Genomic DNA, 26,312 nt, shown 5'->3' with positions numbered 1-26,312 from the left:
CATGCGATTGACCGCTCTATTATTGGTGCTTGCCCTGCCTGCCGCGGCCGAACCTGTTGCCGATATCGTCATTCTTGGCGAGGTCCATGACAACCCTGATGCACATCTGGGGCAAGCCGCCGCCCTGCAGGACCTGCGGCCCACCGCGGTCGTGTTCGAGATGCTGACCGCAGAGCAAGCCGCGCGTGCCGACGCCGACCGGACCCAGATCGCCGCCGCATGGGAAGCGAGCGGTTGGGGTAATTTCCCGATCTATGCGCCGGTCTTTGAAGCCATGGGGCATGCGCGCATCGTCGGTGCTGCAGCCCCGCGCGACGCGATCCAGAGTGTCTACAGTGATGGTGCCGCTGCCCTTTTCGGTGAAGACGCCGCGCGTTTCGGTCTGGATGAGCCTTTGCCGGACAGCCAGCAAGAGGCACGCATGCAACTGCAATTCGAGGCGCATTGCGAAGCCATGCCGTTTGCGATGATGGCGGGTATGGTTACCGTGCAGCGCTACCGCGATGCTGTTTTTGCCCGCGCCGCACTTGAAGCGCTCGAAACCTATGGACCACCCGTCGCCGTGATTGCCGGAAACGGCCACGCCCGCACCGATTGGGGCGTCCCAGCCAAGATCGCCACGGCGGCCCCTGACGTGATAACCTTTGCGATCGGCTTTATCGAAGACGACGGCGCAGGCGTACCTTTTGACGAGGTCCGCATCGTCCCACCCGCTGAACGCGACGATCCCTGCAAATCCCTGACATCCAACTAAGGAGAAATAGATGTACCTTGCGATGAACCGTTTCACTGTACCCTTGGAAAATGCCGCTGAATTCGAAGAGCTTTGGCTTACCCGGGAAAGCAAATTGCAGGACATGGACGGTTTCGTGTCCTTCCACATGCTGAAAGGCCCCGAGGACGATGGCAAAATCCTCTATGCCTCGCATACCACATGGCAATCAGAGGCGCATTTCCGCGCATGGACAACCAGCGCAGAATTCCGCGCCTCACACGCCCGCGCGGGTCAAAGCCGCAAGCTGCATGAGGGCGCGCCACGTTTTGAGGGGTTCACCGCAATCCAGAAAATCGACGCACTACAAAGCGCATGACGCCTGAAACCCCGCAGCCGTTTAGGCACATCTATGTTCTTGACTAAAACTGTCGGATTACTGTAGGCATAGTGTATAACCTGACTTATTTAGTCAGAATACCGCAAGGCATCGTTCGATGCCCGTCCAAGCCACCGCGAACGGCAGCCCGGATGTCAACTATAAGGATGAAATCGCAATGACACCCGTCTCCCGGGCAACCAGCCAGAAGCCTGAAACTGCCAGCTCTACATGGCGTGAAATCGTGCAATCCGGAGCCGATAGCGCCCAGATCGAAGGGTTTGCGCTTGAGCATCTGATCGACCTGCAACGCGATCGCATGCGGCCGACAGGAGAGGGTCAATGACTCTGATGCAAAATCTGCCCCGCCCCGCCTCCGTCGACAGGACCTCTGAAACGGACACCTACGACGCACGTGATCTGATCCGCAACGGCCTTAAGGCCGACATCGTGCTGGATGGCCAGACCTACACCCTGCGCATCACGCGTGCGGGCAAGCTGATCCTGACCAAATGACAGGCACCGCACACACCAAAGGCGCCAGTGTGGTCGGTCAACTGACTGATGTCGCACCTTGGGAAGCCGAACTGATCATGTCGGTCCGGTTCTGGATGGCTGGCGCCGATAGCCAGACCGAAGTCTGGAATGGTTTTGCGCAGAATTTTGGCACCGTTGAGGGCCTCGCCGAGTTGCGCAATTTCGAGTGCCTGCTGTCCGATCTATGCAGGTTTGCACGCAGGCCGCTTGTCCGGCACGGGCTTGGGTGCACTTGCATCGGTTCTGACGAAGCGATCCTGCAAACTCTGGTCCGCGAAGCCGCGCGCGGTGATCTTGCCGAGGCTGCAATGATCGCAAGTCTGATTGTCCCTGCGCGCCATGCCGAACCGGTTGCCCTTATGGCGGCGCGGGTCGGCCTCGCAATGCAGCGCATGGTGCAAACAGCGCCGGCCTCATCCCTGCCCCGACACAAACCCGAAGACCGTACCCTGCACTGAACAACACGCCCCAGCCAGAACGGGCACCCTGCCCACACATCCAGCGAGCTTATCATGCCAAAGATCCCTAGCCCCTGCATCAGCGTCTGCAAATTCAAACGTGAAGGCCATTGCATCGGATGTTCTATGACCAAAGCGCAGAAATCGACATTCAAGGCTTTGAAAAAGAACAAACACCGCGAGGCCTTTGTCGCACTTGTCGTCGCCCAACAGGCCGTCATGGGGCGCTACAACCACTGGGAACAGGCGTATGAAAAACGCTGCCGGAAGGAAAAGGTCACGCTGACGATGCTGGATGGCGGGAAGGCCGCCTGAAACTCCCCCGTCATGAAAGACCCAAGAACAAGAACCGAGACCCGATGACCGCAGCCGTTTACCAGACTTCATACGACCGCGTAGCGACGCCGGACGCTAAGTGTTCTTCGAACAGCTTGCTGGACCACTTGCGCGATGTCGCGCGCAGCAATCGGTGCAAGGGGCATATCGAGATTTTCGGTGCCTGCGCCGCCCTGTCTACAAACCGCAATGTCGCGCAGCACGCCGCCGCCGAAGTGCTCGTGCGCTGCCTGTCGCAGGCTTTGAAACACCGACCCGCCTTTTATCGCGTCGGAGAGCAGGAAACCTCGTTTGACGAAAAGTGGCTGATCGCATTGGCCCGCAGCCTCAAGAACGGCGATGACGCCAGCGCCGCGTTCCTTTTGAACTCGCGCGTTCCGAAACACGCGCAAAGAAATCTGGTGTTTCTTCTGCGCAATGTAGTTGACAATTTTAGTCGTATTTAGAATCATTCTAAAACCGCTTGCCCGACGTCGTTTCACCCTATATCAAAGGCGTGCAAGCCAGCTAATCGCCAGCCAGCACTGAATCCCTTTTTGATGCAGGAGGCACCCTTGACCCAGACCGCCCAAACTCTTTCGACCGACGCAACGACACAGATTGCCACGGCACTCAATCAATGCGTCGCGGAAACCGCCGTGACCACGATGCTGGCACAGAATTTCCATTGGAACGTGACCGGCATGGCTTTCGGGCCGTTGCACGATCTTTTCCAGAAGATTTACGAAGATCACTTCGTCGCACAGGACGATCTGGCCGAACGGATCAAGGCGCTTGACGCCCATGCCGAAGGCACGCTCGCCGGGATGTTGAAACGCTCCAAAGTCGCGGAAGTTGATGGTGTGCCTACGGCCGAAGAGATGATCCGGCTCATGAAGGAAGCGCAGGAAACACTGGCCGAAACGATTGCCGGTGCAGGCGAGCTTGCCGCAGATCATGGTGACACACTGACCGAAGATCTCTGCATTGCGCGCGGTCAGGTGCATGAGAAATTCGCCTGGATGCTGCGGTCGCATCTGGCCTGACGCAAGCTGGACGATCAGCGCGCGACGCCTTTGTGAAAATGACATACTAATTTAATCAGGTATTGAACACGCACCTGCTGGATGGTAACAAAGCGCCATCCAGCAAGGGCGCGCAACCCCAGCCAGATGACCCATCGGGAAATCGAAGGCTGGAAAAATGTCCAAATTCAAATCAGTGCGTGCAGCTGTTATTCTGGCGGCCTGTTTATCGGCGGCGCCTGCCCTCGCCCAAGAGGCGCCGGGCGCGCATATCTCTATCGAACTCAATGCCGTAGAGCCTGTCGAAGACGCCTGCCGGATCAGTTTTCTTGTCCAGAACGGGCATGGCCATGATATCGGGCAAGCGGTCTATGAGGCGGTGCTTTTTGACACGCAAGGACGTGTTAACCGGCTCACACTTTTTGATTTCGGCGCCCTGCCCGCGGCGCGGCCCCGCGTGCGGCAATTCGTAGTGCCCGGTCTTGCTTGTGCATCATTGGGAAGCCTTCTGATCAACGGCGCCGAAACCTGCGCCGGAGACAATCTGCCTGCAGGTGCTTGCAGCGACGGGCTCGCACTCAACAGCCGCACCGATGTCGAGGTGCTGGGATGATTATCGCCCTTCAGGAAAGTATCCAGCGCATCGCTGCACTCGGCGGGCCGGTCGTCCTGCTGCTTTGCGCACTTTCGGTGCTCGTGCTGGCGGTGGTTCTGTTCAAACTCTGGCAATTCACGGCGGCAGGTGTCGGACGCCACAAGGCGCTGCAGGATGCCATCGCAGCCTGGGATACCGGCGACAGAACAGCCGCGCGTGATCACCTCTCGCGGTCCCGCAGCTACCTTGTCCCGCTTGTGACCATGGCGCTTGACGGTCAGACAGATGCAGCCCGCCTCGAAGCAGAGGCCGAAGCGCGTTTTGCCCGACTGGAAAGCGGCTTCAGGTTTCTCGATTCCGTCGCACAGCTTGCGCCACTGCTGGGATTGTTCGGAACAGTTCTGGGCATGATTTCTGCGTTTCAGGCGCTTCAGCAGGCAGGGAGCCAAGTCGACCCCGCGATCCTCGCAGGTGGTATCTGGGTGGCCCTGTTAACCACTGCCGCAGGCCTTGCCGTCGCCATGCCCACTTCAGTCATGCTGAGCTGGTTCGAGGCGCGTATGGATGCAGACCGCGTGCTGGCGCAAAAGGCCCTGCATACAGTGCTGTCGCCTTCTGGTGTGCGTAAAGTCACGCACCTCCAAGGGGCGCCCGCCCATGCGTAACATGCGACGCAGGCGCAGGCTGTCGATGACATCCCTGATTGATGTCATCTTCCTGCTGCTTCTGTTTTTCATGCTGTCCTCAACCTTCACCCGCTTTTCCGAAGTCGAATTTGCCGTGGGCCGCTCTGGTGGTACCGCATCCGCCGAACGTCCGGTCTTTGTATCACTGGCCACAGTATCGTTACGTCTGAACGGCGCGGAAACGGCTCTTGATCGCTTGCCCTCGGCATTGGCCGCGCACAGGACCGGTGATACCCCCCTTGGGGTGCTGGTCTCGACCGGCACTGATGTGACGGCACAACGGCTCACAGACCTGCTTGTGGCTCTCCGCGCGATCCCGCACATCACGGTGACGGTTCTGGAGGCGACATGAGACGGCGCCGCACCCGAAGCGAACGCGAACCGACCATCGCGCTGATCAATATCGTCTTCCTGATGCTGATTTTCTTTCTCGTTGCAGGCACGCTGGCCAAGCCGCTGGACAAAGACCTGCGGCTTGTCAGGACCGCTGATCTTGCGAGTTCCGCACCCGCCGACGCGCTGGTTCTGCATGCGGATGGGCGCATGACCTATGGCGGTGTCGCTATCGCCTCGGCTGCGGACTTTCTCGCCGATCTTCCCGAATCCGCACGCGCAAACGTGCGGATCATCCCGGACCGTGATCTGCCTGCGGCCACGCTTGTCGCCCAAGGCCGCGCCTTGCGCGCGGCGGGCGCGGACCGCGTGGTGATTGTGACCGAACAGGGGTTGGAATAATGCGCCACGCCGGTTCAGCCAAGTTCGTCGCCCTGTCTCTGGCCCTTGTTGCACATAGCGCGCTGGCCCTCACACTTGTTGCACAGGAAACGCCACAGACCGAGGGGGGCGGAGGTGCCGCCGAGGTCCGGCTCGGCAGCGCGTTTGCGGACATGGCGGCTGGCACCTTGAGCCCCGCGCGTCCGGAAGCGGCCCAAGAAACGCCGCCGACTGAGACACCACCTGCAAAGACGGCCGATCAGGCCAAGCCAGTCGAAGCAGAGACAGTGGCCCCCGAACACGTGACCGCGACTGCCGCAAGCGAAACGCCCGCGCGCATGGCACCCACGCAAGCCTTGCCAGCGATGCAAGATACCGCCTCCGCAACGCCCGAAGCGGTTCAACCGCAACCGGCACGGATCGCGGCAGAAGCCGCTGATAGCCTTGCTGTGGCACGCTCACTGCGCCCCCAAGCCCGCCGCGCAGATTTTGTGGAGACACAGACGCCCGTGCAGGCGGCGGCGCCCCGCCAGCGACCACCAGCAAGACCCGCGCCAGGAAATGCAGATCGCAACGCGCAGGCGGGTGAAGCATCGGGAAATCAGGACGCCATCGCGCAACAAAGCGGCCCTGGCGGGCGTCAGCAGGCTGCGGGAAATGCCGCGGCGAGCGACTACCCCGGTCTGGTCATGCGGATCCTGTCACGGGCGGGTAAACCGCGTGTGCGCGCGCGTGGCGCCGCTGTTGTATCCTTTAGCATCGGCCCACAGGGCGGATTGGCCTCGGTGTCATTGGCGCACCCTTCAGGCTCGGACGCCTTGGATCAGGCAGCGCTGCAACTGGTGCGCGGCGCAGGCCCCTTTCCGACCCCGCCAGCAGGCGCGCGGCGCAGTTTCTCGATCCAGATCGAAGGGCGTTAGCGGTTTTTGCAAAAGACCCGCGCGGTCACGGCTTCCAATCAAGTTGCGTGATCCGGTTGCAACCGCGCTCTTGCCCCGCCCGAGAGGCACGCCAGATCGGATCTTTGGCAAGTGTTTGCGCCTGCGCGCGCTCAAGGCGCGCCAGAACGGCCTCGATCGGTTCACCCCGCGCACGGGCGCGCTGCCAGATGCGGCGGCATGACACGGGCGACCATGGCAAGGCGGCATCCGCCAGCCACCCCCGCAATGCAGGCGGCAGGGCGTCATAGGCCTGCATCGGATCATGCCTGCGCCTTTTCCGCTTCAGACCCGTTTCGCCGAGATTGCCGGTCATGGTCCGTCCGTCCGCCGCCAGAGCGGGAAAGGATCGGGCAGATCGGGCAGCCTGTCAGGACCGGTCGCCACAGTCTCGGGCACCAGACAGGCGTCCAGCCGTGCCCGGATCGCAGACCAGTCGATACCCGCACCGATGAAAACAATCTCCTGCCGCCGGTCACCCCAAGGCTCGGACCAATGTTGTGCTGCATAGGCCCGTGCGCCGTCATCGTCGGGCCAACGGTCGCGGGGCACAGCCGCCCACCATGTGCCAAGCGGCTTGACCGACGAGAGCGCACCCGCAAGCGAGAATTCGGCCACCCAATCGGGCCGCGTCGCGATCCAGAAATGGCCCTTGGCACGGATGACCCCGGGCAAATCGCCGTTCAGAACGGCGAGGATGCCTTCAGGCGCAAAGGGTTGGCGGGCACGGTAGACGTAGGATGAAACGCCGTATTCCTCGGTTTCCGGCACATGGTCGGCAAATCCGTAAAGCTCCTTGGCCCACATCGGATGTTCATGCGCCTTTTCGAAATCAAAAAGACCCGTATCAAGGATCGCGTCCGCTGCGACGTCGGCATGGTTTGTTTCGATGATACGTGCATCGGCGTTCAGGCTGCGGATGATCTTGCGCGCGGCATCCGTCCGCTCAGGTCCGGCATCACTGATCTTGTTCAGGATCACCACATCGGCAAACTCGATCTGCTCGACCAGCAGGTTTACCAGCGTCCGGTCGTCCTCCGCGCCCAACGTCTCACCGCGGTCACGCAGGAAATCGTGGCTGGCATAGTCACGCAACAGGTTCACCGCATCGACAACCGTCACCATCGTATCAAGCCGCGCCACATCCGACAGGCATTGCCCCGCCGCGTCACGGAAATCGAAGGTGGCCGCGACAGGCAAGGGTTCAGAGATACCGGTGGACTCGATCAGCAGATAGTCAAAGCGCCCCATAGCTGCGAGGCGGCGCACCTCTTGCAAGAGATCGTCGCGCAGCGTGCAGCAGATGCAGCCGTTCGACATCTCGACCAGCGTCTCATCGGTGCGCGACAGCGCACCATCGGCGCGCACCAGATCGGCGTCGATGTTCACCTCGGACATATCGTTTACGATCACCGCAACGCGCCGCCCCTCGCGATTGTTCAGGACGCGGTTCAGCAGCGTTGTCTTGCCAGCACCCAAGAAGCCTGACAGGACTGTGACGGGGAGACGGTCTTGGTTCATGGCTGGCTTCCTTGCAATGTGGGCGTTGATTCCCGTAACTAGAGAAGTTACGCGATTCCCGCAACTCATATTGTTACGTGAATGGTCGTATATCGGGAGTCCCTCTTGTGAAACGCAACAGCCGCCTGTCACTTGCCTTGCACACGCTCAGCCATATGGCGCATGCACCTGACAACCTGCGCAAATCCGCCGATATTGCCGCACATGCCGGCACAAACCCTGTCGTTGTGCGCAGGGTTCTGGGGAGTTTGCGGCAGGCCGGGCTTTTGGTGTCAGAAGCAGGGCATTCCGGTGGCTGGCGCCTTGCACGCCCGCCCCAAGAAATCACGCTTGCGGATGTTTATCTTGCCCTTGATGAGCGTCTGGCCGCACCAAAAACTGACGATACCGCGCACAGTTGCAACGTCGAACATGTGCTGCATGATCGTGTGTCCAAAGTGATGGCCGAGGTGGAGCAGACCCTGATCCAGAAACTATCCGAAACAACGATCCTTGAAATCCGCGACTCCGCCGATTGATCGCTTCGCATTGCAATTGGCATGCGCCTCGCCTTGGCGAAATCCCGACAGTCCGAAACACTCTGGACGCGACTGCTGCACCGCCAAGATGACCGAGGATTTGGCCGCGCTATTTCGCGAATTCCAACGCGGCCCGTAGAATGCTTCTGTCGCCCACATGGTTGGCCAGAATGAGGATCAACCGCGCATTGAACGCGTCGCTTTCGTCTTTGCTCAGCCCGTTATGCGCGCCGAGCAGTGCATCGTAGAACCCGTCAGGATCGTTGATGTTTGGCGCAAGATTGCGCTCCATCGTCACCCGTCCCGTCCTGTTGCCGTCCGCAAGGCGGCCTTGATATCTGCTGCGTCAGCGACAGCCCAGCGCGCCACCACATGGTGGTCGGATCAGATAGACCCCGCAGGGTTCATCCCCCAGATATCTTACCCACGTTCCAGACAACGCCCTTATCGACCATCGCCTGCGCTGCTGCCTTCGGCAATTGGCAGACCTGCCCTAGGATCACATAGCAAGACTTTACTGAAACGACTTTCCGCCATCATTTTACAAATCTGTCGTCCTTCTGTGACTTTGCGTTCTTGGTCATGGGTCATTTTTCGCCTGTCAATTTGATATCACACAGGAAGAACGAATGACCTATCGCGCGCTGACGATGACGTCCGCCCTTACGCTGCTTGCGGCCCCTGCATTCCCGCAGGACATGAACTTCAACCGCATCGCCTCTTTCATGGTCGCAGACAACCTGCCCGAAGCAGAAGAGACCTCTGCCGAGATTATCGCCGCATCAGAAGATGGCATGACCTTGGTCTACACAGACAGCCCCGGCAAATCGATCGGCTTTATCGACATTACTGATCCGGCAAACCCTGTTGCCGCTGGCGTATTCATCCCCGAAGGCGAACCCACATCCGTGGCCGTGATCGGTGGCTACGCACTCGCCGGTGTCAATACATCTCCCAGCTACACTGAACCATCAGGTTTTCTTGTCGAAATCGACATGACCACACAACAAGAAGTCGGCCGTTGCACGCTACCAGGCCAACCTGACAGCGTGGGCATCGCGCCGGACGGGTCATTCCTTGCGGTCGCGATTGAAAACGAACGCGACGAAGACCTTGGCGATGGCCGCGTCGGCCAGATGCCTGCCGGCTCTGTCTTCATGGTTGACCTGACCGCCGACGGCCTGATCGACTGCGCGACAGCCCGCGTCGCCGATATCACCGGTCTGGCCGATATCGCCCCCGAAGACCCCGAGCCCGAGTTTGTTTCGATCAACGCCGAAAACGAAGTTGTGGTCACCCTGCAGGAAAACAACCACATTGTCGTTCTGTCCGCTGCGGGCGCGGTGCTGAGCCACTTCTCTGCCGGCCACGTGACGCTTGAAGGCGTCGATACCATTGAGGAAGGCGCGCTGGTGTTTGACCAGACCATCACTGTCCCGCGCGAACCCGACAGTATCACTTGGATCGACAATACCCATTTCGCCATGGCCAACGAGGGCGACATGGACGGTGGATCGCGTGGCTGGACAATCTTCAGCCAAGACGGCGCGCTTGTTTATGAAAGCGGGATAGATTTCGAAAATGCAATCATCCAGATCGGCCACTATCCCGAGGAACGTTCAGCCAACAAGGGTGTGGAACCTGAAAGCGTGACCTTTGATACATTCGGCGGCACACCTTACGTGTTCGTGGGCGCAGAGCGCGCGTCGGTCGTCGGTGTTTATGACATCACCGATCCTGCCGCACCCGTCTTGACCCAACTGCTGCCATCGGGCATCGGGCCGGAAGGCTATGTGACAATTCCGGAACGTAACCTGCTGATCTCTGCCAACGAGACTGACGACGCAGGCCCGCGCGCCCATGTCATGATCTTTGAATATCAGGACGCGTCTGCCGCCTATCCGCATCTGACATCCGCAGGCATGGAGACGCTGACTGGATGGGGTGCGATTTCCGGTCAGGTCGCTGCCGAGGACGGGACGATCTACGCAGTCAACGACAGCTTTTACGCAATGCAGCCGACAATCTTCCACATCGACGTCAGCCAGACACCCGCGCAGATCGTCGATGCCATCCGCGTCACGCGCGAAGGCCAACCGGCCCAGCTGATGGATATGGAAGGCATCACACTGGATGGTGAGGGCGGTTTCTGGATCGCATCCGAAGGTCGTTCCGACCGTCTTGTCCCGCACGCAATTTACCGCGTCGGATCTGATGGCGCGATTGAAGACTATATTGCACTGCCCAATGAACTGCTTGCCGTCGAAGCCCGCTTCGGTTTCGAAGGGATCACACGGGTGGGTCATATGCTCTACATCGCCGTCCAGCGCGAATGGCGCGATGATCCGGCAAACCATGCAAAGGTGTTGGGATATAACCTCGACAGCGAGGAATGGTCCGTCATCCATTACCCGCTGACCGTGCCTGCAACAGGCTGGGTGGGACTGTCCGAAATCACAGCCCATGATGACAGGGTTTACTTCATCGAGCGCGATAACCAGCTTGATGCGCGTGCCGTGACCAAGCAGATCACCAGCGTGCCGCTGAGCGCGATGGATGCAATGGTTCCTCTGGGCGAAACCCCTGCGGTTCTGGAGCCCCAACTGGTTGTTGATCTGCTGCCCGCGCTGACCTCTACGGGCGGCTACGTTCTCGACAAGGTCGAGGCTCTGGCCATCACCCAGAACGGAACGATGTGGGTCGCAACAGACAATGACGGCGTTGATGACCACTCAGGTGAGACGATGTTCTTCGCCGTCAAACCCTGACCATCCCCCGAGAAAGACACGCATTGCGCCCGCGACATCCGTCTGCGGGCGCTTCTTATTTCAGCGAAACCAATATGTTGAGCGGAGTTGACATTGATCCGCAGGCGAACAGACACCACGATTTTTGCGATGTCACAAATACTTTGCACGCTTGTTAAATGCGCGTGACCTTCGGGAACCATTGGAGCGGTGGTAGTGTGGGTGGGGGCCCTGCTGCGGCAGTTTCAATTGGCCGGACGACGGCGCTGCCACACAAGTCTTTGCGCCCCCTTCCACAGACAACCGTCTTTTTTGCCCCAGCGGCAATGTTCAATGGAAGGAACGTAAATGTCCCGTATTACGCTTACCAGCGCTGTCATGTCACTTGCGCTGACCACAGCTGCCTCAGCGCAGACCGAGATCGAGCTCTGGCACGCCATGGGCGGTGCTCTTGGTGAAACCGTCAACCAGATCGCCGAGAATTTCAACGCCTCTCAGGATGAGGTCCGGCTGACGCCTGTGTTCAAGGGGACTTATGAAGAAACCCTCACCGCTGGGATCGCCGCCTTCCGGGCAGGCGAACAGCCGCATATTATGCAGGTATTCGATGCCGGTGCCGCGACGGTCATCGGCGCGACAGGTGCGACAATCCCTGTGCAGGATTTGCTGTCCGACAACGGCGTAGACTTTGACATCGAAGACTACATTTCCGGCGTGCGCTACTTCTTTGCCGACAGCGACGGCAAGATGATCGGCATGCCGTTCAACTCTTCCTCGCCCATCATGTATTACAATGTCGATGCGCTCGAAGCGGCGGGCGTGGCACCGCCCGCAACCTGGGAAGAGTTCCAGGAAACAACCGCACCGGCCCTTGCCGCCGCAGGCTATATCCCGCTGGCCCAATCCCACCTGCCCTGGATCTTCACCGAGAACTTCTTCAGCCGCCACAACCTGCCCTTCGCCACAAACGACAACGGCTATGGCGGTCTGGACACACAGATCCTCGTGAATAACGATGCCATCAAGGCCCATTTCACCGCTCTGACCGAATGGCAGGATGCGGGCTATTTTGAATGGTATGGCACCGGCTGGGGCGACAACCAGACACCTTTCGAAGAAGGTAAGGTTGCGATCTGGCTCGGCTCTTCGGGGTCCTTCGGCGGTCTTGCCCAGAAAGACCTCGGGTTCGATTTTTCCGCAACCTACCTGCCCTACTGGGAAGCCGTCACATCAGAGCCAAAGCAGACCTTCATCGGTGGCGCGGCGCTGTTTGCGATGTCCGGCAAATCTGATGCGGAAAATGCAGCGACAGCACGGTTCTTCGAATACCTGACAGCACCTGAAACACAGGTGTTGTGGCATAAGGAGACGGGCTACGTGCCGATCACCGAAGCCGCCTATGAGTTGGCCACTGCCGAAGGATACTACGCAGAGCAGCCTGCCGCTGAAATCGGCATCAAGCAGCTGTCACTTGCCGCAGGTGATAACACCCGCGGGTACCGTATGGGCTTTTACGTGCAGATCCGCGACGTGATGAACCGTGAATACGGCCGCATCCTGACCGGTGAAACATCGGTCGAGGACGCCTTTGCCACGATCGAAGAAGAAGCCAACCAGCTTCTGTCACGTTTCGCGCAGACCCAAGGCTAGCACCAAGCGATTTGAAAACCCGAACGGCCGCCGGAACAGGCGGCCGTTCTGATGTACCAGAAGGAATTCTCATGAAACGGGCCGGATTTACGACTGTCTCTTTACCTGTGCTGCTCTTGCTGCCCCAGCTTGTGATCATTGCGGTCTTTTTCTATTGGCCGACGGTCGTGGCGTTGCAGTCTTCATTCTACCTGCAAGACCCCTTCGGCTTTGGCTCCACATTCGTGGGCTTGCAAAACTACATCGACCTTTTCGGCAGTCGCGAGTATCGCAGGATCGCGTCCTTTACCGTGGTCTTTTCATTGCTGGTCACCTTCTTTTCGCTGGCCATCGCCCTGGTCCTTGCCGTCAAAGCCGACAAGGTGCTGCGCGGCGCGCGGACCTACCGGACCCTGCTGATGTGGGTTTATGCGGTCGCCCCTCCGGTGGCGGGCTTTATCGCTGTCATCATGTTCAACCAAAGCTGGGGGCCGCTCACCGAATTCTTCGGGTTTTTCGGACATGATTACATGGTCGGGGTCAACTTCAACGATACCGCCTTTTCGATGATCCTTGCCTCGGTCTGGAAACAAGTGCCGGTGAACTTCATCTTCTTTCTGTCCGGCCTGCAATCGATCCCGCGTTCGGTGCGCGAGGCCGCTTTGATTGATAACGGCTCGGCCTCAAGGCGGTTCTGGGACGTGACCTTTCCACTGCTGGCACCAACCGGTTTCTTTTTGTTGATCATCAACATCACCTATTCGCTGTTTGACACCTTCGGCATCGTTGACACGGTCGTAAAAGGAGAGCCGGGCAACAACCCCATGACACTGGTCTACAAGGTCTATGTCGATGGCTTTCGCGGCAATGACCTTGGCGGGTCTTCAGCTCAATCGGTCATCCTCATGGTGTTGGTGCTGGCGCTTACGATCTTCCAGTTCCGTCTGATCGACAGACGCATCCACTATACATAGGAGCCGGTTCAATGCGTAAACTCAAACTGTCGACCGTGCTCGATCACGCTGTTCTCATTGCGGGCAGCCTGTTCATGATACTGCCGCTGTTCATGCTGTTGCAGATGACAACCGTGCCGGACACCGAAATCATCCGCACCGGCCCGTCACTGACCATTGGCGACCAGCTGGATGACAATTTTCGCAAAGCCATGTTCGAGGCCTCCGGCTTTTCCGGTGAAAACACCGGTCTGTCGATGCTCAAGAATAGCATGATCCTTGGCATCGGCTTTGCCTTTGGCAAGATCGTCCTCGGGATGATGGCAGCCTATGCCATCGTCTACTTCCGTCTGCGCTTTGCCACATTTGCCTTCTGGCTGATCTTTACGACGCTGCTCTTGCCGCTCGAAGTCCGCATCCTGCCCTCTTACGAGGTGGTGCAATGGCTTGGCATGCTGAACACCTACCAAGGGCTGATCATCCCGCTGATCGCCTCTGCCACGGCCACCTTCTTTTTCCGGCAGTTTTTCCGCTCTGTCCCCGAAGAACTGGTCGAGGCCGCGCGCATCGACGGTGCGGGGCCTGTGAAGTTCTTCATCGATATCCTCGTGCCGCTCAGCCAGACGATGATCGCGGCCATGTTCATCATCATGTTCGTCTACGGCTGGAACCAATACCTTTGGCCCACAATGATCACGACAGATGAAGACATGTACACGCTGGTGCGGGGTATCAAACAGATCGTGCAGGTTTTCGAAGGTGCGGTGGTGCCCGAGTTCGGGCGCTCCAACGTTCTGGCCCTCGTGGCCGTCATTCCACCGGTTCTTGTGGTGGTGTTTTTCCAAAGCTGGTTCGTCAAGGGCCTCACTGAATCCGACAAATAGGCAATACACATGGCACAGGTGCAACTTCAAAATATCGGCAAGACCTACCCCAACGGGTTTGAGGCGCTACACCCCACCAGCTTTGAGATCGCCGAGGGCGAATTCACGGTCCTTGTCGGCCCGTCGGGGTGCGGCAAGTCCACGCTCTTGCGCATGGTGGCCGGGCTCGAGGACATTACATCGGGCGAATTGCAGATTGCGGGACGCGTCGTGAACACCGTCGAACCCGCAGAACGCGACATTGCCATGGTGTTCCAGAACTACGCCCTTTATCCACATATGACGGTGCGCAAGAATATCGGTTACGGCCTGAAGAACCGCGGTACATCCAAGCAGACAATCGCGCAGAAAGTCGATGAGGCGGCGGCTTTGCTGAACCTTGGCGACTACCTTGATCGCAAGCCAAGCCAGTTGTCGGGCGGCCAGCGCCAGCGCGTGGCCATGGGCCGTGCCATTGTGCGCGATCCAGCCCTGTTTCTCTTTGACGAACCCCTGTCGAACCTTGACGCCAAGCTGCGCAATCAAATGCGGATCGAGATCAAGGCCTTGCAGCGCCGTCTTGGTGTCACGTCGATCTATGTCACCCACGATCAGGTCGAGGCGATGACGATGGCTGACCGTATCATCGTCATGAACGCGGGCCGGATCGAACAGATCGGCACACCGTCCGAGGTCTATCACAACCCCGCATCCACCTTTGTGGCCGCGTTCATGGGGGCACCACCGATGAACCTGTTTCCGGCAGAGGTGACGGACGGTCAGGTGATGCTGGGCGGCCAGCCGCTCTGCGCCGCACCGGCACAAGGCGCAGTCACGGCGGGCATCCGGCCCGAAGACTTTATCCTTGATGCAACCGGCCCGCTGTCCATGGACGTGCAGATCATCGAAGAGCTTGGCGCGCACCGGCTGCTGCACGGCACGCTTGGCACGCATTCCGTGACGGTGCTTGTCAGCAACGATATTACAGCGGCAACTGGCCCGCAGCACCTGTCGGTCAGGCCTGATGCTGTCTGCGTTTTCAACACCATCGACGGCAAACGCCTATGACCCCCACAGTGGATACATTGCAGATCGTCAGCGCCGCGGATCGCACCCGGATCATGGCCGCACCGCGCACCTCTGCGGCGCATCGCGCCCTACTTGCAAGTCTGCCGGGCCTCAACGCGGTGCAACTGGGTGGGACTGCCAGCGCGCAACAGCTTCCTCGTACTTTTCCCATTGTGGCATGGAACCTCGAACGCTGCCTCTTTCCGCAAGACAGCGCCGCCCATCTGTCCGGTATTGCGCCGCAAATCGTTCTGCTGTCCGAGATGGATCACGGCATGGCCCGCACCAAGCAGCGCCATACCACAGCCGATATGGCGCAGGCGCTTGGCATGACCTATGCCTTCGGGGTGGAGTTCTATGAGATGGATCTTGGGGGGTCGACCGAGCAAGCGTTCTGCGATGATGATTTCAACGCGCGTGGCTGGCACGGCAACGCAATCCTCAGCGCAGTCCCTTTTGAGAGGGTAACACTGATCCGCCTTGATGATCACGGCCATTGGTTCACCCCCGACGCGGGCGGTGATGCAGGCCAGCCCCGTGTGGGTGGGCGCAATGCGATTGCAGCGGTCGTTCCGACAATCAACGGCCCGTTATGCGTTGTCTCGACCCACCTTGAAAGCAACGCGGATGGCGCGCACCGCGCCAAACAGTTCGACCTGCTGATGGCAAAAGTCGATGCTTTCGCCCCCGGTCTGCCGGTTGTGATCGGCGGTGACCTGAACACGGGCAACCACATGCCGCCCGACTTTGACTGGCGCGATGAGGCCCTCATTGCCAATGCCGAGGCGCGAGGCTACGACTGGTCCTTCACGGCCGACGGGATGACGACCCGCCCCAGTCTGATCACACTGCACCCGACGCGCCAAATGAAGCTCGACTGGATCTGCGGGCGTGGGGTGACTTGCCTGTCAAAGGGTGTGCTGGCGTCACTCGATCCCAACGGACGCCCGCTCTCGGACCATGACGCTGTTCATGCGCGGGTCGCGCTTCCGGCGCAATAACGCACCTCTGATCCGGTCAGAGTGCGGCCTACATCAGCGCGTAAAGCCGCATCAGCACGCTTTGCTCTTTGCGCGCGCCGACCCCGACAAAGAGCGTGCGGTTCACCCAGCCGTAGCGGCTATCGCCCGTTTCCAGCCTTGCATGGGTGCGCATGTAATAGCTATCGGGCGCGACATCCTCACCACGCGCAATGGCCGCGATCACCTCTTGCGGGCCGTGGCGAAACCCGTAGTTCACGATCTCGATCGTGGCGCCGTCATGGGTTTCCAGCGCATAGCGTGTGTCCAGTTCCGCCAGACCGTCCGCAAAGATGGTCTGCCAATCCGCACCGACGTCCAGAACCCGGCCCTTCAGTTTCGGACCGTCCATCGTACCGCCCACAATCGGAATGATCCGGCGCGCACCAGCACGGCCCTGCCCCATCGCGCGGATCGGGTCCAGATGAACCGTCAGATCGGTGACCCAGACAAGCTTTGGTTCGGGTAAGTCCATCACAGTCATCCTTTCTGCGGCACGCGTGCAAAACTGTTTACCTACTTAACAATATACGCTATGCCTGTCGATAGATCTACGGAGGCATATTATGGCACCTCGCGCAGCTGCGAAACAGACAGAGACTGATACGACAGGGGTCGTGCCGGATCTGGAAACGCTGATTGGCTACAATATGAAACGGGCCTATGTGGCGATCCAGAAGGATTTTCGCGCCGCACTTGGCGAAGGCGGTCTGTCGCCGCGCACGTTTTCCGCCCTGTCCCTCGTCGTCGCCCATCCCAATATCAGCCAAAGCAGCCTGGCTAGGATGCTCGGCATCGAACGTTCGGGCCTGGTTGCCATCATTGATGAACTTGAACGCCGCAATTTGTTAACGCGCAGCGTCGTGCCCAATGACCGGCGCATACAGGCGCTTGTGGCCACGCCGGATGGGCAGTTGGCCTATCACGATACTCTGGCGACAGTTCAGGCGCATGAAGATCGTCTTTTGGCCGATCTCTCCGCGTCGGACAAAGACACGCTGATGAAGCTTTTGAAAAAAATCCGCCTGACAGATAGGGAGAGCACATAATGCAAGATTGGTCAGGACATGGCGCAATCGTCACAGGTGCGGCCTCGGGGCTTGGCGCCGCAACCGCTGAAAGGCTTGCGGCAAGCGGGCTGAAGGTCACGATCTTTGATATGAACACGACCGCAGGGCAGGCGCAGGCCGACAAGATCGGCGGCATATTTGCCGCTGTCGATGTTTCAGACCCTCAATCTGTTGCTGACGGAATTGCCAATGCCGAGACCGCCCATGGCCCGACCCGCGTTCTGGTCAATTGCGCAGGCATCGCCGCGGCAGCCAAAACCGTGTCACGTGGCGAAGCCCACGACCCGGACATGTTTGACCGCATAATCCGCGTGAACCTGATCGGCAGTTTCAACTGCGCCAGCCAGGCAGCGGCCCGCATGGTGGCAGCGGACCCGATTGACAGCGACGGCGCGCGTGGTGTGATCATCAACACCGCCTCGGTCGCAGCCTACGACGGGCAGATCGGGCAGTTGGCTTACTCTGCGAGCAAAGGCGGCATCGTGGGCATGACCCTGCCGATGGCCCGCGATCTGGCCGACAAGGGCATCCGCGTTTGCAGCATTGCACCGGGTCTTTTCCTCACCCCGCTTCTGCGTGAATTACCAGAGGAGGTGCAGGCCTCGCTTGGCGCACAGGTGCCCTTCCCGTCCCGTCTGGGCGATCCAGTCGAATACGGCGAAATGGTCGATCACATCACCCGCAACCCGATGCTCAACGGAGAGGTCATTCGTCTGGATGGCGCAATCCGCATGGCACCACGCTAGAAAGACAAAGGCCATGACGGCACAAACCTCTGCCTCCGCCGATTTCTGGAACCCCACCTTCGATTACGAACGCCGCGACGACGGAACCGTGATCATCCGGCAGCAAGGGGATTTACCGGATCACCCGCAATTGCTGGCTGCTTATCTTGACAAATGGGCGGACGAGACCCCTGACACCACGTGGGTTGCCCGGCGTGCGGCTGGGGGTGACTGGCGGCATATCGCCTACGCCGAAGGTCGTACGCAAGCCAAAGCGATTGGCGCGGGCCTGCTGGCCATGGGCCTCGGACCAGACCGCCCGCTTCTCGTGCTGTCCGAAAACAGCCTTGAACACGCACTTCTTGGCATGGCCTGCGCTTACGTGGGCGTGCCCTATGCGCCGCTCTCACCGGCCTATTCGCTGGTCTCGACCGATCACGCCAAGCTGCGCAATATCGCTGAATTGCTCAATCCGGGCGCCGTTTTCGCAGACGATGGAGCGCAGTTTGCGGATGCGTTGAAAGCGATCAGCGCGCCCGACCGCAAGGTAATTAATCTGCGCAACCTCGGCGACGGGGCCGTCAGTTTCGAAAGCCTGCTTGAAACAGACCCCGCACCCGCCGACACCGCCCGCGCCGCGCTTACCCCCGATACGGTCGTCAAGTACCTCTTCACCTCAGGGTCAACCGGATCACCCAAGGCGGTGATCAATACCAACCGCATGATCTGTGCCATGCAGGCCGTCGTGCGCGATTGCTACCGCTTCCTGACCAAAGAACCGCCCGTTGTGCTGGACTGGGGCCCGTGGAACCACACCGCGGCGGGCAACAAGGTGTTTTATCTCGTGATGACGAATGGCGGCAGCTATTACATCGACGATGGAAGGCCCGTGCCGGGCAAGTTCGATGAAACCCTGCGCAACCTGCGCGAAATCTCCTGCACATGGTACTTCAACGTGCCCATGGGCTACGACATGCTGGTCGAGCAGCTTGAGACGGACCCTGCCCTTGCACAGACCTTCTTTGGCAAGCTTGGCATGATGTTCTACGCCGGGGCCGGTATGGCCCAGCGCACGTGGGACCGTTTGCGCGCCGCCGGACGAGCGACCACCGGGCACGAGGTGCTGCTGGCCACAGGGCTGGGCGCGACCGAAACTGCACCCTTCGCGCTGGCCTGTACCGAACCACAGGAAAAATCCGGCAATGTCGGTGTGATTTCGCGCGGGCTGGCACTAAAGCTTGTGCCCAATGGCGGCAAGCTTGAGGCACGCATCAAAGGCCCCACAATCTTTCCGGGCTATTATGGCGACGCCGCACAGACCGCCAAAGCCTTTGATGATGAGGGCTACTACTGCATGGGCGATGCCCTGCGCCCTGCTGACCCCGATGATTTCTCGAAAGGGTTCTTCTTTGACGGGCGGATCGCGGAAAACTTCAAGCTCTCAACCGGCACATGGGTGGCCGTCGGTGCCGTGCGCGCCGGATTGGTCGATGCGATGGACGGGTTGATCCGTGACGCGGTCATCACCGGTGAAGATCAGGCCCAACTTGGCGCGATGGTGCTTTTGTCACCCGCCGCCGCACAGATGGATGCGACCGCGCTCCGCGCCGCCTTGTCCGAGAAACTGGCAGCGGCAGCAAAGGCCGCCACCGGATCTGCCAGTCGCGTGCGGCGGATTATTGTGCTGACGGAACAGCCCAGTTTCGACAAAGGCGAGGTGACCGAAAAAGGTTCGCTCAACCAGCGCGCCCTGCGCAGCAACCGCGCAGAGACACTCGCCCGTCTTTACAGCGATGATCCTGTGGTCATCGCTGTCTAAAAGCTGTCGATAAACCAGACGAGCCACAGCGTGATCGCCGGAAACGCCGTCAGAATAACGACGCGGATCAGATCGGTGATCACGAATGGCAACGCGCCCTTATAGGTTTCTTTGATCGGCGTATCTTTGGCCATCCCGTTGATAATGAACAGGTTCAGACCCACAGGCGGCGTGATGAGCCCGACCTCGACCACGATCAGCACCAGAATACCGAACCACAGCCCGAAATCCTGCGGCGACATGCCGAAATCCAGCACGATCATAATCGGATAGATAATCGGCACCGTCAAAAGCACCATCGACAGGCTGTCCATCACACAGCCGAAAATCAGATACATGAACAGGACCACGGCCAAAACGACCCAAGGCGAAAGCCCCGCTTCTCCCACCCATGCGGCGGCGACCTGTGGCAATTGGCTGAGTGCCAAGAAGCTGTTGTAGAACCCCGCACCGAGAATAATCAGATAGATCATCGCCGAGGCACTGGCGGTCGCAAGGATCGCCTGCCCCAGTTTCGCCCACGTCATCTGCCCCGACAAAATACTGATCAACCCCGTGCCCGCGGCCCCCACTGCTGCGGCCTCTGTGGGCGTAAACACACCGATATAGATACCCCCTACGACCACCACAAAGATCGTCAGGACAGGCCAGACCTTGCCCAGCGCGACCAGACGCTCGGACCACGGCACGCGGTCTTTGACCATCGCGGAATTGGGCGACACGCGCATCCAGACGGAAATCGCGATGATATAGCCAAGTGCAGCCAAAATGCCCGGCACCAGAGCGGCCACGAACAGCTTTTCGATATTTTGCTCGGCCAGAATGGCGTAGATCACCAAGATCACAGACGGCGGGATCAGGATCCCCAAGGTCCCCCCTGCTGCCAAAGCGCCCGTTGCCAAGGATCCGGGATATCCGTAGCGCTTCAACTCTGGCAGTGCCACCTGCCCCATTGTGGCGGCGGTCGCCAGTGAGCTTCCGCAAATCGCGCCAAAACCGGCACAGGCACCGATCGCCGACATCGCCACACCGCCGCGGCGGTGCCCGAGAAAACTTTCGGCCGCGCGGAACAGCGAGGCCGACATGCCGGACAGGGTCGCAAACTGGCCCATCAGCAAAAACAGCGGAATAATTGAATACGAATAATTCGAGAACGTCCCATAGGTCACATTCTTGAACGCATTCAGCACCGGCAGCGAGGTGCCGTAAATCAGATAGGATCCGCAGACGCCCACAGCCATCATCGACAAGGCAATCGGAACCCGCAAAAACACCAAAAGCAAAAGGGCTGGAAACGACCACAGGGCCAGCGCAAGATCGCTCATGACTGGGGCTCCATTTGGGCGTTTTTCCGGATCAGGCCGCGTGCGGACCGGATCACACAAAATGCGGCAACAAGCACAAATCCAACAGCCCCCACCAGACAGGCGGCATAGCCGATCCAGACAGGAATTTGGGCAATCAGGGTGGTTTCGCCATAACGCTGTTTATCCAGCAGGCCCAACCAAAGCCGATGGGCAATCAGCGTCGCCAGAACCAGCATGCCCACATCAATCAAAACATTCAGAAACCGGTTCATGATATCGGGCAATGTCGATTTGAACAGATCAACAGCCGCATGGGAGTTCATGTACTGACACCACGGCAAAAAGGCAAAAATCGCGGCCCCGACGGCAATCTCGGTATAGTCATAGATTCCACGGATCGGGCCACAGCAGACACCGGCCGAAAACAACGCGCGCCCGGCAATTGACACAACCGTCAGCACCACAATGGCCAAGAGCAACGCACCCCCCGCAAGCGCCAGAAGGCGTGCCACTCCTCCAGCCATTCGTGAAAGCATCAGATACATTGCACCCTCCCAAGCGCAGCAAAAATCCGGGCGTCTTTGCAGGCGCCCGGATCAATCGCCAAAACTGCTAGCCCGCAAGCATCGCTGTTTTCTCGTCGATCAGCTGTTTCGCGCGGTCGATCAGTGCCTGACCGTCGATGCCTTTGGCATCCATTTCAGCAACCCATCTGTCGATAACCGGCTGTGCTGCTTCCTTCCAACGGGCCACTTCTGCCTCATCCAATGTGATGATGTTGTTGCCCGCATTCACCGCAATGTCGCGACCCGGCGCGTCGTAATCGAACATCACCTGAGAGAAGGCCTGCGCCATCGCAGCACCGCTCTCGGCATCGAGGATTTCACGCAAGTCATCCGGAAGCGCCTCGTAGGCGGACTTGTTCATCACCATGATGATCGTGGCAGTATAGAGCGCCTCTGGCCCACCGAATGCAGTGTGGTTGCTGACAAGTTCCGTCAGACGGATCGACGGTGTCACTTCCCACGGAATGACCGTGCCGTTGATGACCCCTTTGGACAGCGCCTCGGGGATCGCGGGCAACGGCATGCCCACAGGTTCAGCACCCAGTTCGGACAGCAGATCGTTGATAATACGGGTCGGCCCACGCAGGGTCTTGCCCGCCATATCCTCCAGCCGCGCAATCGGCTCTTCCGAGTGGATGAGTCCAGGTCCGTGGACCCAACCGGCCAAGACTTTGAAGTCGCCGTATTCGCTTTCCGCAAAGTCTTCTTCGATCATCTGCTGGAATGCCAACGAAGTGGCAATCGAATCCTTCATGATGAAAGGCAATTCGAACACCTCGGTCCGCGGGAAACGTCCGGGGGTGTAGCCCACAACAGACATCGCGATATCGACAACACCGTCACGCGCCTGATCAAGCAGCTCTGGCGGACGCCCACCAAGGGCCATTGCGTCGAAGTGCTGAATGCGCAAACGGCCACCCGAAGCGGCCTCAAGCCGCTCACCCCACGGTTTGAACGCAGCGGCAGGCAGCGGCGCAACAGGTGGCAGGAACTGGTGGAACCGCAAGGTTGCATCCTGCGCAAAGGCCATATGTGGCGCCGCGCCAACAGCAAGTGCGCCGGCTGCCGTCGTTTTCAGAAAGTCTCTTCTCTTCATGATATCTCCTCCCAAAGATTATCTGTGTGTTCGTGCGCAATGCGTCTTTCACACTGCGCGCTAGTTCAGCCTTTTGTCACCTAAATTTTGGCTCCCGCTTCTCAAGAAAGGCGCGCAGCCCTTCTTTTGCGCCATCAGATGACTGAGACATTGCTGCCGCAAGGCTCTCGGTGAAGAGCCCGTCACTGCGCGACATATCCCCGATGCGCGAAATCGCATTGATCATCAGGTAATTTGAAAATGGCGCATTATCCGCGATACGGCGCGCCAGCTTTTGCGCAAGGGCCAGACCCTCGCCTTCTTCAACAGCATAATGGGCCAACCCCATCGCCAGTCCATCTTCGGCGCCATAGCTGCGGCCCGTCAACATCATCTCGCGCATCCGGTCAGCACCGAGAATCCGGCCCACCCGCACGGTCGCCCCGCCACCAACAAAGATACCGCGCCGCCCTTCGGGCAGTTGAAACCGCACCGATGGCTCTGCAATCCGCACATGAGTCGATGTCGCAATCTCAAGCCCGCCACCGATCACCGCACCAGTCAGAACCGAGATGACAGGCAAGCCGCCAAACTCGATCAACTCGGACACACGGTGCCAGTTGCGCGAATGGTAAACGCCGGGGATTGGTTTGCGGCTTTCATGTTCGGCCAGATCAAGACCGGAACAGAAATGCCCGCCCTCACCGCGTAGAATAACGGCATTCACACCCTCTGGCGGGTTGGAGAAGAAAGCGTCAAGCGCATCGACCAGCGCGTCGTTCATTGCATTGCGCTTGTCAGGACGGTTGAAAACGATGGTCGCAACATCGCCGTCCAGGTCAACGCGTGTGACAGAGGTATCCAGATCCGAAGACCGCATCATTCTCTCCGTAAAAACTCATTCCTGAAAAATGTTGTATAGGTTAACAGTTTTGCTGTATATCTTTTTTTGCACAGACTGGTCATGCGGGAGGTTTACATGGTCGATTTCGCCTCGGTGAAAGCAATTGATTTTCACACCCACGCAGAAGAGCCCTGCTGTGACCATCGCGATGACGGGTACAATGAATTTCAGGCAGGCATGGCCGCCTACTTCAAAAACCCCGCAGGCGCGAAGGGCATGTTGCCCACGGTACAGGACACCGCCAACTACTACCGCGAACGCAATATCGCCGCCGTGATCTTTCCCGTCGATGCGGAACGCGAAACCGGATTCCGGCGCTATTCCAACGAAGAAGTCGCGCAACTCTGCGCCGAGAACGATGACATCCTGATCCCTTTTGCCTCGGTTGATCCGCATAAGGGGAAGGCCGGCGCGCGCGAAGTCCGCCGTCTGGTACGCGAATTCGGCGTGCGCGGTTTCAAATTCCATCCCACGATGCAGGGCTTCTTTCCCAACGATCGCGACACCGCCTATGCCGTGCTTGAAGCCTGCGCCGAAGAAGGGGCGATCACGCTTTTCCACACCGGGCAGACCGGTGTCGGGTCCGGCATGCGCGGCGGTATGGGAATGCGGCTGAAATATTCCAATCCGATGCACCTTGATGATGTGGCGGTCGACTTCCCCGACATGCCCATCGTGCTGGCGCACCCGTCTTTTCCATGGACCGAGGAAGGCCTTGCCGTCGCCCAGCACAAGCCCAATGTCTACTACGACATGTCAGGCTGGTCGCCCAAATACTTCCCCGAGACGTTCGTCCGCTACGCCAATTCGATCCTCAAAAAGAAAATGCTCTTCGGGTCCGACTGGCCCGCGATCACGCCGGACCGCTGGTTGGCCGACTTTGAAAATGCTCCGTTCAAAGACGAGGTCCGCCCTCTGATCCTTAAGGAAAACGCCCTGCGGATCCTGGGTGAAACCGTTTAGGCCCCCAGGCCGGAAAGGTTGCGACGATGACAAAGCAAGCACCGCTCGATGACCGGATCACGCTGGACCAATTGGACCGCGACCCATTTCCGATCTACCGCCGCCTGCGCGCCGAAGCGCCCGTCTTGCGCGTCAAATCTGCCGGCCGCACCCTTCTGACCAAAGCCACGGATACCAAATACGTCAAAGACAACCCCGAGATCTTCAGCTCGGACGACCCAAACACCCCCATGAAACGCGCCTTCCGCGCCCATACCCTGATGCGCAAGGACGGCGAGGAACACCGCCGCGAACGCATGGCGATGGCCCCCGCCTTTGCGGCACGCGTGATCCAGAACGACTGGATGCCACGTTACGAGGAAATCGCCCGTGACTATGTCGGCCGCCTGCCGCGCGGCGAGGTGGTTGACCTCTTTTCGATCCTGTCGGGTGCCTACGCCGCGCGTGGCCTTGCAATCCTGTTGGGGATGGAAGAGGCCAGCGACGAGGACATGCTCGAATGGTCGCAAGCCCTGATCGAAGGGGCAGGCAACTTCGGCTGGCGCGACGCGCCTTTTGCGCGCAGCGACCGCGCCAATGACGCGATTGATGCGTTGCTTGACAGCATTCAGGACCGCCACCGCGCAGCACCCAACAACTCGGCCTTTTCGGTCATGCTCAACGCCGATGATCCCATCGCGATGTCGCAAATCTACGCCAACATCAAAATCGCCATCGGGGGCGGGATCAATGAGCCACGCGATGCGCTCAACACCATCCTCTACGGCCTTCTGACCAACCCCGACCAGTTGGAAGAGGTCAAGCGCAACGACGATTGGGACAAAGCCTTTGAAGAAGGCGTGCGCTGGGTTGCACCGATCTCGGCCTCATCAAGGCTCGTCACCGAAGACACGGAAATTCGCGGCTATCTGATCCCCAAGGGTGACACGGTCATGACCATTCAAGCCAGCGCCAACCGCGATGAAGAGCTCTATGACAACGGCGAGGAGTTTCAGGTCTACCGTGACAAGAACCCCCATCAATCCTTTGGAAACGGCCCGCATTTCTGCCAAGGCACGCATGTCGCACGTCGCGCTGTTGGCAAGGTGATGCTGCCGATCCTGTTTGACCGGTTCCCCGACATGGAAATTCCCGACACTGACGCCGTCATCTGGCGCGGTTTTGGCTTTCGCGGGGCCGTACAAATTCCTGTGTTGCTGAAATAGG

The 26,312-nt window shown here is 59.3% G+C and carries 33 protein-coding genes; 25 read left to right on the top strand and 8 right to left on the bottom strand.

The annotated features are described in order from the left end of the window. The first annotated feature begins 1 nt into the window (after window position 1). From B0B09_RS01585 to B0B09_RS01525, 13 genes are all read left to right on the top strand, one after another. Entirely contained in the window at window positions 2-754 is a 753-nt protein-coding gene (locus B0B09_RS01585; protein ID WP_110549911.1) for a ChaN family lipoprotein, read from the top strand. Between the two features lie 10 nt (window positions 755-764). Beyond that, window positions 765-1,091: a heme-degrading protein HmuQ gene (gene hmuQ, locus B0B09_RS01580; protein ID WP_076658087.1), complete on the top strand. Its 327-nt coding sequence runs from the start codon at window positions 765-767 to the stop codon at window positions 1,089-1,091. Between the two features lie 178 nt (window positions 1,092-1,269). Next, window positions 1,270-1,437 (top strand): hypothetical protein, encoded by a 168-nt coding sequence (locus tag B0B09_RS17835; protein ID WP_165689277.1) that lies wholly within the window; start codon window positions 1,270-1,272, stop codon window positions 1,435-1,437. A gap of 5 nt (window positions 1,438-1,442) precedes the next feature. After that, a complete protein-coding gene (locus tag B0B09_RS01570; RefSeq protein WP_375342217.1) occupies window positions 1,443-1,607 on the top strand; it encodes a hemin uptake protein HemP in 165 nt (54 codons plus the stop codon). Further along, window positions 1,604-2,086 (top strand): hypothetical protein, encoded by a 483-nt coding sequence (locus B0B09_RS01565; RefSeq protein ID WP_076658084.1) that lies wholly within the window; start codon window positions 1,604-1,606, stop codon window positions 2,084-2,086. The genes B0B09_RS01570 and B0B09_RS01565 overlap by 4 nt, the downstream gene beginning before the upstream one ends. A gap of 54 nt (window positions 2,087-2,140) precedes the next feature. Then, entirely contained in the window at window positions 2,141-2,401 is a 261-nt protein-coding gene (locus B0B09_RS01560) for a DUF1289 domain-containing protein (RefSeq protein ID WP_076658083.1), read from the top strand. 128 nt (window positions 2,402-2,529) lie between these two features. Beyond that, window positions 2,530-2,868 (top strand): hypothetical protein, encoded by a 339-nt coding sequence (locus B0B09_RS01555; RefSeq protein ID WP_165689276.1) that lies wholly within the window; start codon window positions 2,530-2,532, stop codon window positions 2,866-2,868. A gap of 108 nt (window positions 2,869-2,976) precedes the next feature. After that, window positions 2,977-3,447, top strand: a complete 471-nt coding sequence (locus B0B09_RS01550; RefSeq protein ID WP_055293315.1) for a Dps family protein — start codon at window positions 2,977-2,979, stop codon at window positions 3,445-3,447. Between the two features lie 157 nt (window positions 3,448-3,604). Then, window positions 3,605-4,039 (top strand): hypothetical protein, encoded by a 435-nt coding sequence (locus tag B0B09_RS01545; RefSeq protein WP_076658081.1) that lies wholly within the window; start codon window positions 3,605-3,607, stop codon window positions 4,037-4,039. After that, window positions 4,036-4,686, top strand: a complete 651-nt coding sequence (locus B0B09_RS01540; protein ID WP_076658080.1) for a MotA/TolQ/ExbB proton channel family protein — start codon at window positions 4,036-4,038, stop codon at window positions 4,684-4,686. The genes B0B09_RS01545 and B0B09_RS01540 overlap by 4 nt, the downstream gene beginning before the upstream one ends. After that, window positions 4,679-5,059, top strand: a complete 381-nt coding sequence (locus B0B09_RS01535; RefSeq protein WP_076658079.1) for a biopolymer transporter ExbD — start codon at window positions 4,679-4,681, stop codon at window positions 5,057-5,059. Before B0B09_RS01540 ends, B0B09_RS01535 begins: the two co-directional genes overlap by 8 nt. Continuing rightward, the gene (locus tag B0B09_RS01530) at window positions 5,056-5,442 is read left to right on the top strand and encodes an ExbD/TolR family protein (protein WP_055292276.1); all 387 of its coding nucleotides are present in this window, start codon (window positions 5,056-5,058) and stop codon (window positions 5,440-5,442) included. Before B0B09_RS01535 ends, B0B09_RS01530 begins: the two co-directional genes overlap by 4 nt. Then, a complete protein-coding gene (locus tag B0B09_RS01525; protein WP_076658078.1) occupies window positions 5,442-6,341 on the top strand; it encodes a TonB family protein in 900 nt (299 codons plus the stop codon). The genes B0B09_RS01530 and B0B09_RS01525 overlap by 1 nt, the downstream gene beginning before the upstream one ends. A 25-nt stretch (window positions 6,342-6,366) precedes the next feature. On the opposite strand, the gene B0B09_RS01520 is transcribed toward B0B09_RS01525, so the two are convergent. Then, window positions 6,367-6,675 (bottom strand): DUF6525 family protein, encoded by a 309-nt coding sequence (locus B0B09_RS01520; protein ID WP_076658077.1) that lies wholly within the window; start codon window positions 6,673-6,675, stop codon window positions 6,367-6,369. After that, window positions 6,672-7,880 (bottom strand): GTP-binding protein, encoded by a 1,209-nt coding sequence (locus B0B09_RS01515; protein ID WP_076658076.1) that lies wholly within the window; start codon window positions 7,878-7,880, stop codon window positions 6,672-6,674. The genes B0B09_RS01520 and B0B09_RS01515 overlap by 4 nt, the downstream gene beginning before the upstream one ends. Window positions 7,881-7,987: 107 nt before the next feature. On the opposite strand from B0B09_RS01515, the gene B0B09_RS01510 reads away from it, so the two are divergent. Next, window positions 7,988-8,398, top strand: a complete 411-nt coding sequence (locus B0B09_RS01510; protein WP_076658075.1) for an Rrf2 family transcriptional regulator — start codon at window positions 7,988-7,990, stop codon at window positions 8,396-8,398. Between the two features lie 109 nt (window positions 8,399-8,507). Here the strand turns inward: B0B09_RS01510 and B0B09_RS01505 are convergent, their stop codons facing one another. Continuing rightward, complete coding sequence (locus B0B09_RS01505; RefSeq protein WP_076658074.1) at window positions 8,508-8,690, bottom strand: DUF2783 domain-containing protein; 183 nt, start codon at window positions 8,688-8,690, stop codon at window positions 8,508-8,510. Between the two features lie 337 nt (window positions 8,691-9,027). On the opposite strand from B0B09_RS01505, the gene B0B09_RS01500 reads away from it, so the two are divergent. The 6 genes from B0B09_RS01500 to B0B09_RS01475 all read left to right on the top strand — a co-directional run bounded on the left by B0B09_RS01500 (window position 9,028) and on the right by B0B09_RS01475 (window position 16,659). After that, entirely contained in the window at window positions 9,028-11,166 is a 2,139-nt protein-coding gene (locus B0B09_RS01500) for an esterase-like activity of phytase family protein (protein WP_076658073.1), read from the top strand. 327 nt (window positions 11,167-11,493) lie between these two features. Continuing rightward, window positions 11,494-12,795, top strand: coding sequence for an extracellular solute-binding protein (locus tag B0B09_RS01495; RefSeq protein WP_076658072.1), 1,302 nt, complete (start codon window positions 11,494-11,496; stop codon window positions 12,793-12,795). A gap of 71 nt (window positions 12,796-12,866) precedes the next feature. Further along, window positions 12,867-13,748 carry an ABC transporter permease subunit gene (locus B0B09_RS01490; RefSeq protein ID WP_076658071.1) on the top strand — a complete coding sequence of 294 codons (882 nt, stop codon included), beginning with the start codon at window positions 12,867-12,869 and terminating at the stop codon, window positions 13,746-13,748. An 11-nt stretch (window positions 13,749-13,759) separates the two neighbouring features. Next, on the top strand, window positions 13,760-14,611 hold the full coding sequence (locus B0B09_RS01485) for an ABC transporter permease subunit (protein ID WP_076658070.1): 852 nt from the start codon (window positions 13,760-13,762) through the stop codon (window positions 14,609-14,611). Window positions 14,612-14,620: 9 nt separating this feature from the next. After that, entirely contained in the window at window positions 14,621-15,658 is a 1,038-nt protein-coding gene (locus tag B0B09_RS01480) for an ABC transporter ATP-binding protein (RefSeq protein WP_076658069.1), read from the top strand. Then, complete coding sequence (locus tag B0B09_RS01475; protein WP_076658068.1) at window positions 15,655-16,659, top strand: endonuclease/exonuclease/phosphatase family protein; 1,005 nt, start codon at window positions 15,655-15,657, stop codon at window positions 16,657-16,659. The genes B0B09_RS01480 and B0B09_RS01475 overlap by 4 nt, the downstream gene beginning before the upstream one ends. 28 nt (window positions 16,660-16,687) lie before the next feature. Here B0B09_RS01475 and B0B09_RS01470 read toward each other — a convergent pair whose 3' ends face one another. Continuing rightward, window positions 16,688-17,152 (bottom strand): DUF3237 domain-containing protein, encoded by a 465-nt coding sequence (locus tag B0B09_RS01470; protein ID WP_076658067.1) that lies wholly within the window; start codon window positions 17,150-17,152, stop codon window positions 16,688-16,690. A gap of 142 nt (window positions 17,153-17,294) precedes the next feature. Between B0B09_RS01470 and B0B09_RS01465 the strand changes: the two genes are divergently transcribed. Genes B0B09_RS01465 through B0B09_RS01455 form a run of 3 tightly spaced genes read left to right on the top strand, consistent with a single transcriptional unit; the run spans window position 17,295 to window position 20,291 of the window. Next, the gene (locus B0B09_RS01465) at window positions 17,295-17,726 is read left to right on the top strand and encodes a MarR family winged helix-turn-helix transcriptional regulator (protein ID WP_242654319.1); all 432 of its coding nucleotides are present in this window, start codon (window positions 17,295-17,297) and stop codon (window positions 17,724-17,726) included. Then, window positions 17,726-18,493, top strand: coding sequence for an SDR family NAD(P)-dependent oxidoreductase (locus B0B09_RS01460; protein WP_076658066.1), 768 nt, complete (start codon window positions 17,726-17,728; stop codon window positions 18,491-18,493). Before B0B09_RS01465 ends, B0B09_RS01460 begins: the two co-directional genes overlap by 1 nt. 13 nt (window positions 18,494-18,506) lie before the next feature. Continuing rightward, window positions 18,507-20,291, top strand: coding sequence for a feruloyl-CoA synthase (locus B0B09_RS01455; RefSeq protein WP_076658065.1), 1,785 nt, complete (start codon window positions 18,507-18,509; stop codon window positions 20,289-20,291). On the opposite strand, the gene B0B09_RS01450 is transcribed toward B0B09_RS01455, so the two are convergent. The 4 genes from B0B09_RS01450 to B0B09_RS01435 all read right to left on the bottom strand — a co-directional run bounded on the left by B0B09_RS01450 (window position 20,288) and on the right by B0B09_RS01435 (window position 24,122). Beyond that, the gene (locus B0B09_RS01450; protein WP_076658064.1) at window positions 20,288-21,616 is read right to left on the bottom strand and encodes a TRAP transporter large permease; all 1,329 of its coding nucleotides are present in this window, start codon (window positions 21,614-21,616) and stop codon (window positions 20,288-20,290) included. The two genes, B0B09_RS01455 and B0B09_RS01450, sit on opposite strands and share 4 nt — an antisense overlap. Beyond that, the gene (locus B0B09_RS01445; protein WP_242654318.1) at window positions 21,613-22,122 is read right to left on the bottom strand and encodes a TRAP transporter small permease; all 510 of its coding nucleotides are present in this window, start codon (window positions 22,120-22,122) and stop codon (window positions 21,613-21,615) included. The genes B0B09_RS01450 and B0B09_RS01445 overlap by 4 nt, the downstream gene beginning before the upstream one ends. Window positions 22,123-22,210: 88 nt before the next feature. Then, window positions 22,211-23,260, bottom strand: a complete 1,050-nt coding sequence (locus tag B0B09_RS01440) for a TRAP transporter substrate-binding protein (protein ID WP_055292242.1) — start codon at window positions 23,258-23,260, stop codon at window positions 22,211-22,213. A gap of 76 nt (window positions 23,261-23,336) precedes the next feature. Next, complete coding sequence (locus B0B09_RS01435) at window positions 23,337-24,122, bottom strand: crotonase/enoyl-CoA hydratase family protein (protein WP_076658062.1); 786 nt, start codon at window positions 24,120-24,122, stop codon at window positions 23,337-23,339. Between the two features lie 96 nt (window positions 24,123-24,218). On the opposite strand from B0B09_RS01435, the gene B0B09_RS01430 reads away from it, so the two are divergent. Both B0B09_RS01430 and B0B09_RS01425 read left to right on the top strand, forming a co-directional pair. Then, window positions 24,219-25,106, top strand: coding sequence for an amidohydrolase family protein (locus B0B09_RS01430; protein WP_076658061.1), 888 nt, complete (start codon window positions 24,219-24,221; stop codon window positions 25,104-25,106). Window positions 25,107-25,132: 26 nt separating this feature from the next. Beyond that, window positions 25,133-26,311, top strand: a complete 1,179-nt coding sequence (locus B0B09_RS01425) for a cytochrome P450 (protein WP_076658060.1) — start codon at window positions 25,133-25,135, stop codon at window positions 26,309-26,311. The last annotated feature ends 1 nt before the right edge of the window (window position 26,312 follow it).

Source organism: Yoonia rosea (assembly GCF_900156505.1).
Lineage (GTDB): Bacteria > Pseudomonadota > Alphaproteobacteria > Rhodobacterales > Rhodobacteraceae > Yoonia > Yoonia rosea.
The sequence above is the reverse complement of the archived record's forward strand: the minus strand, read 5'-3'. Positions and strand labels throughout refer to the sequence as shown.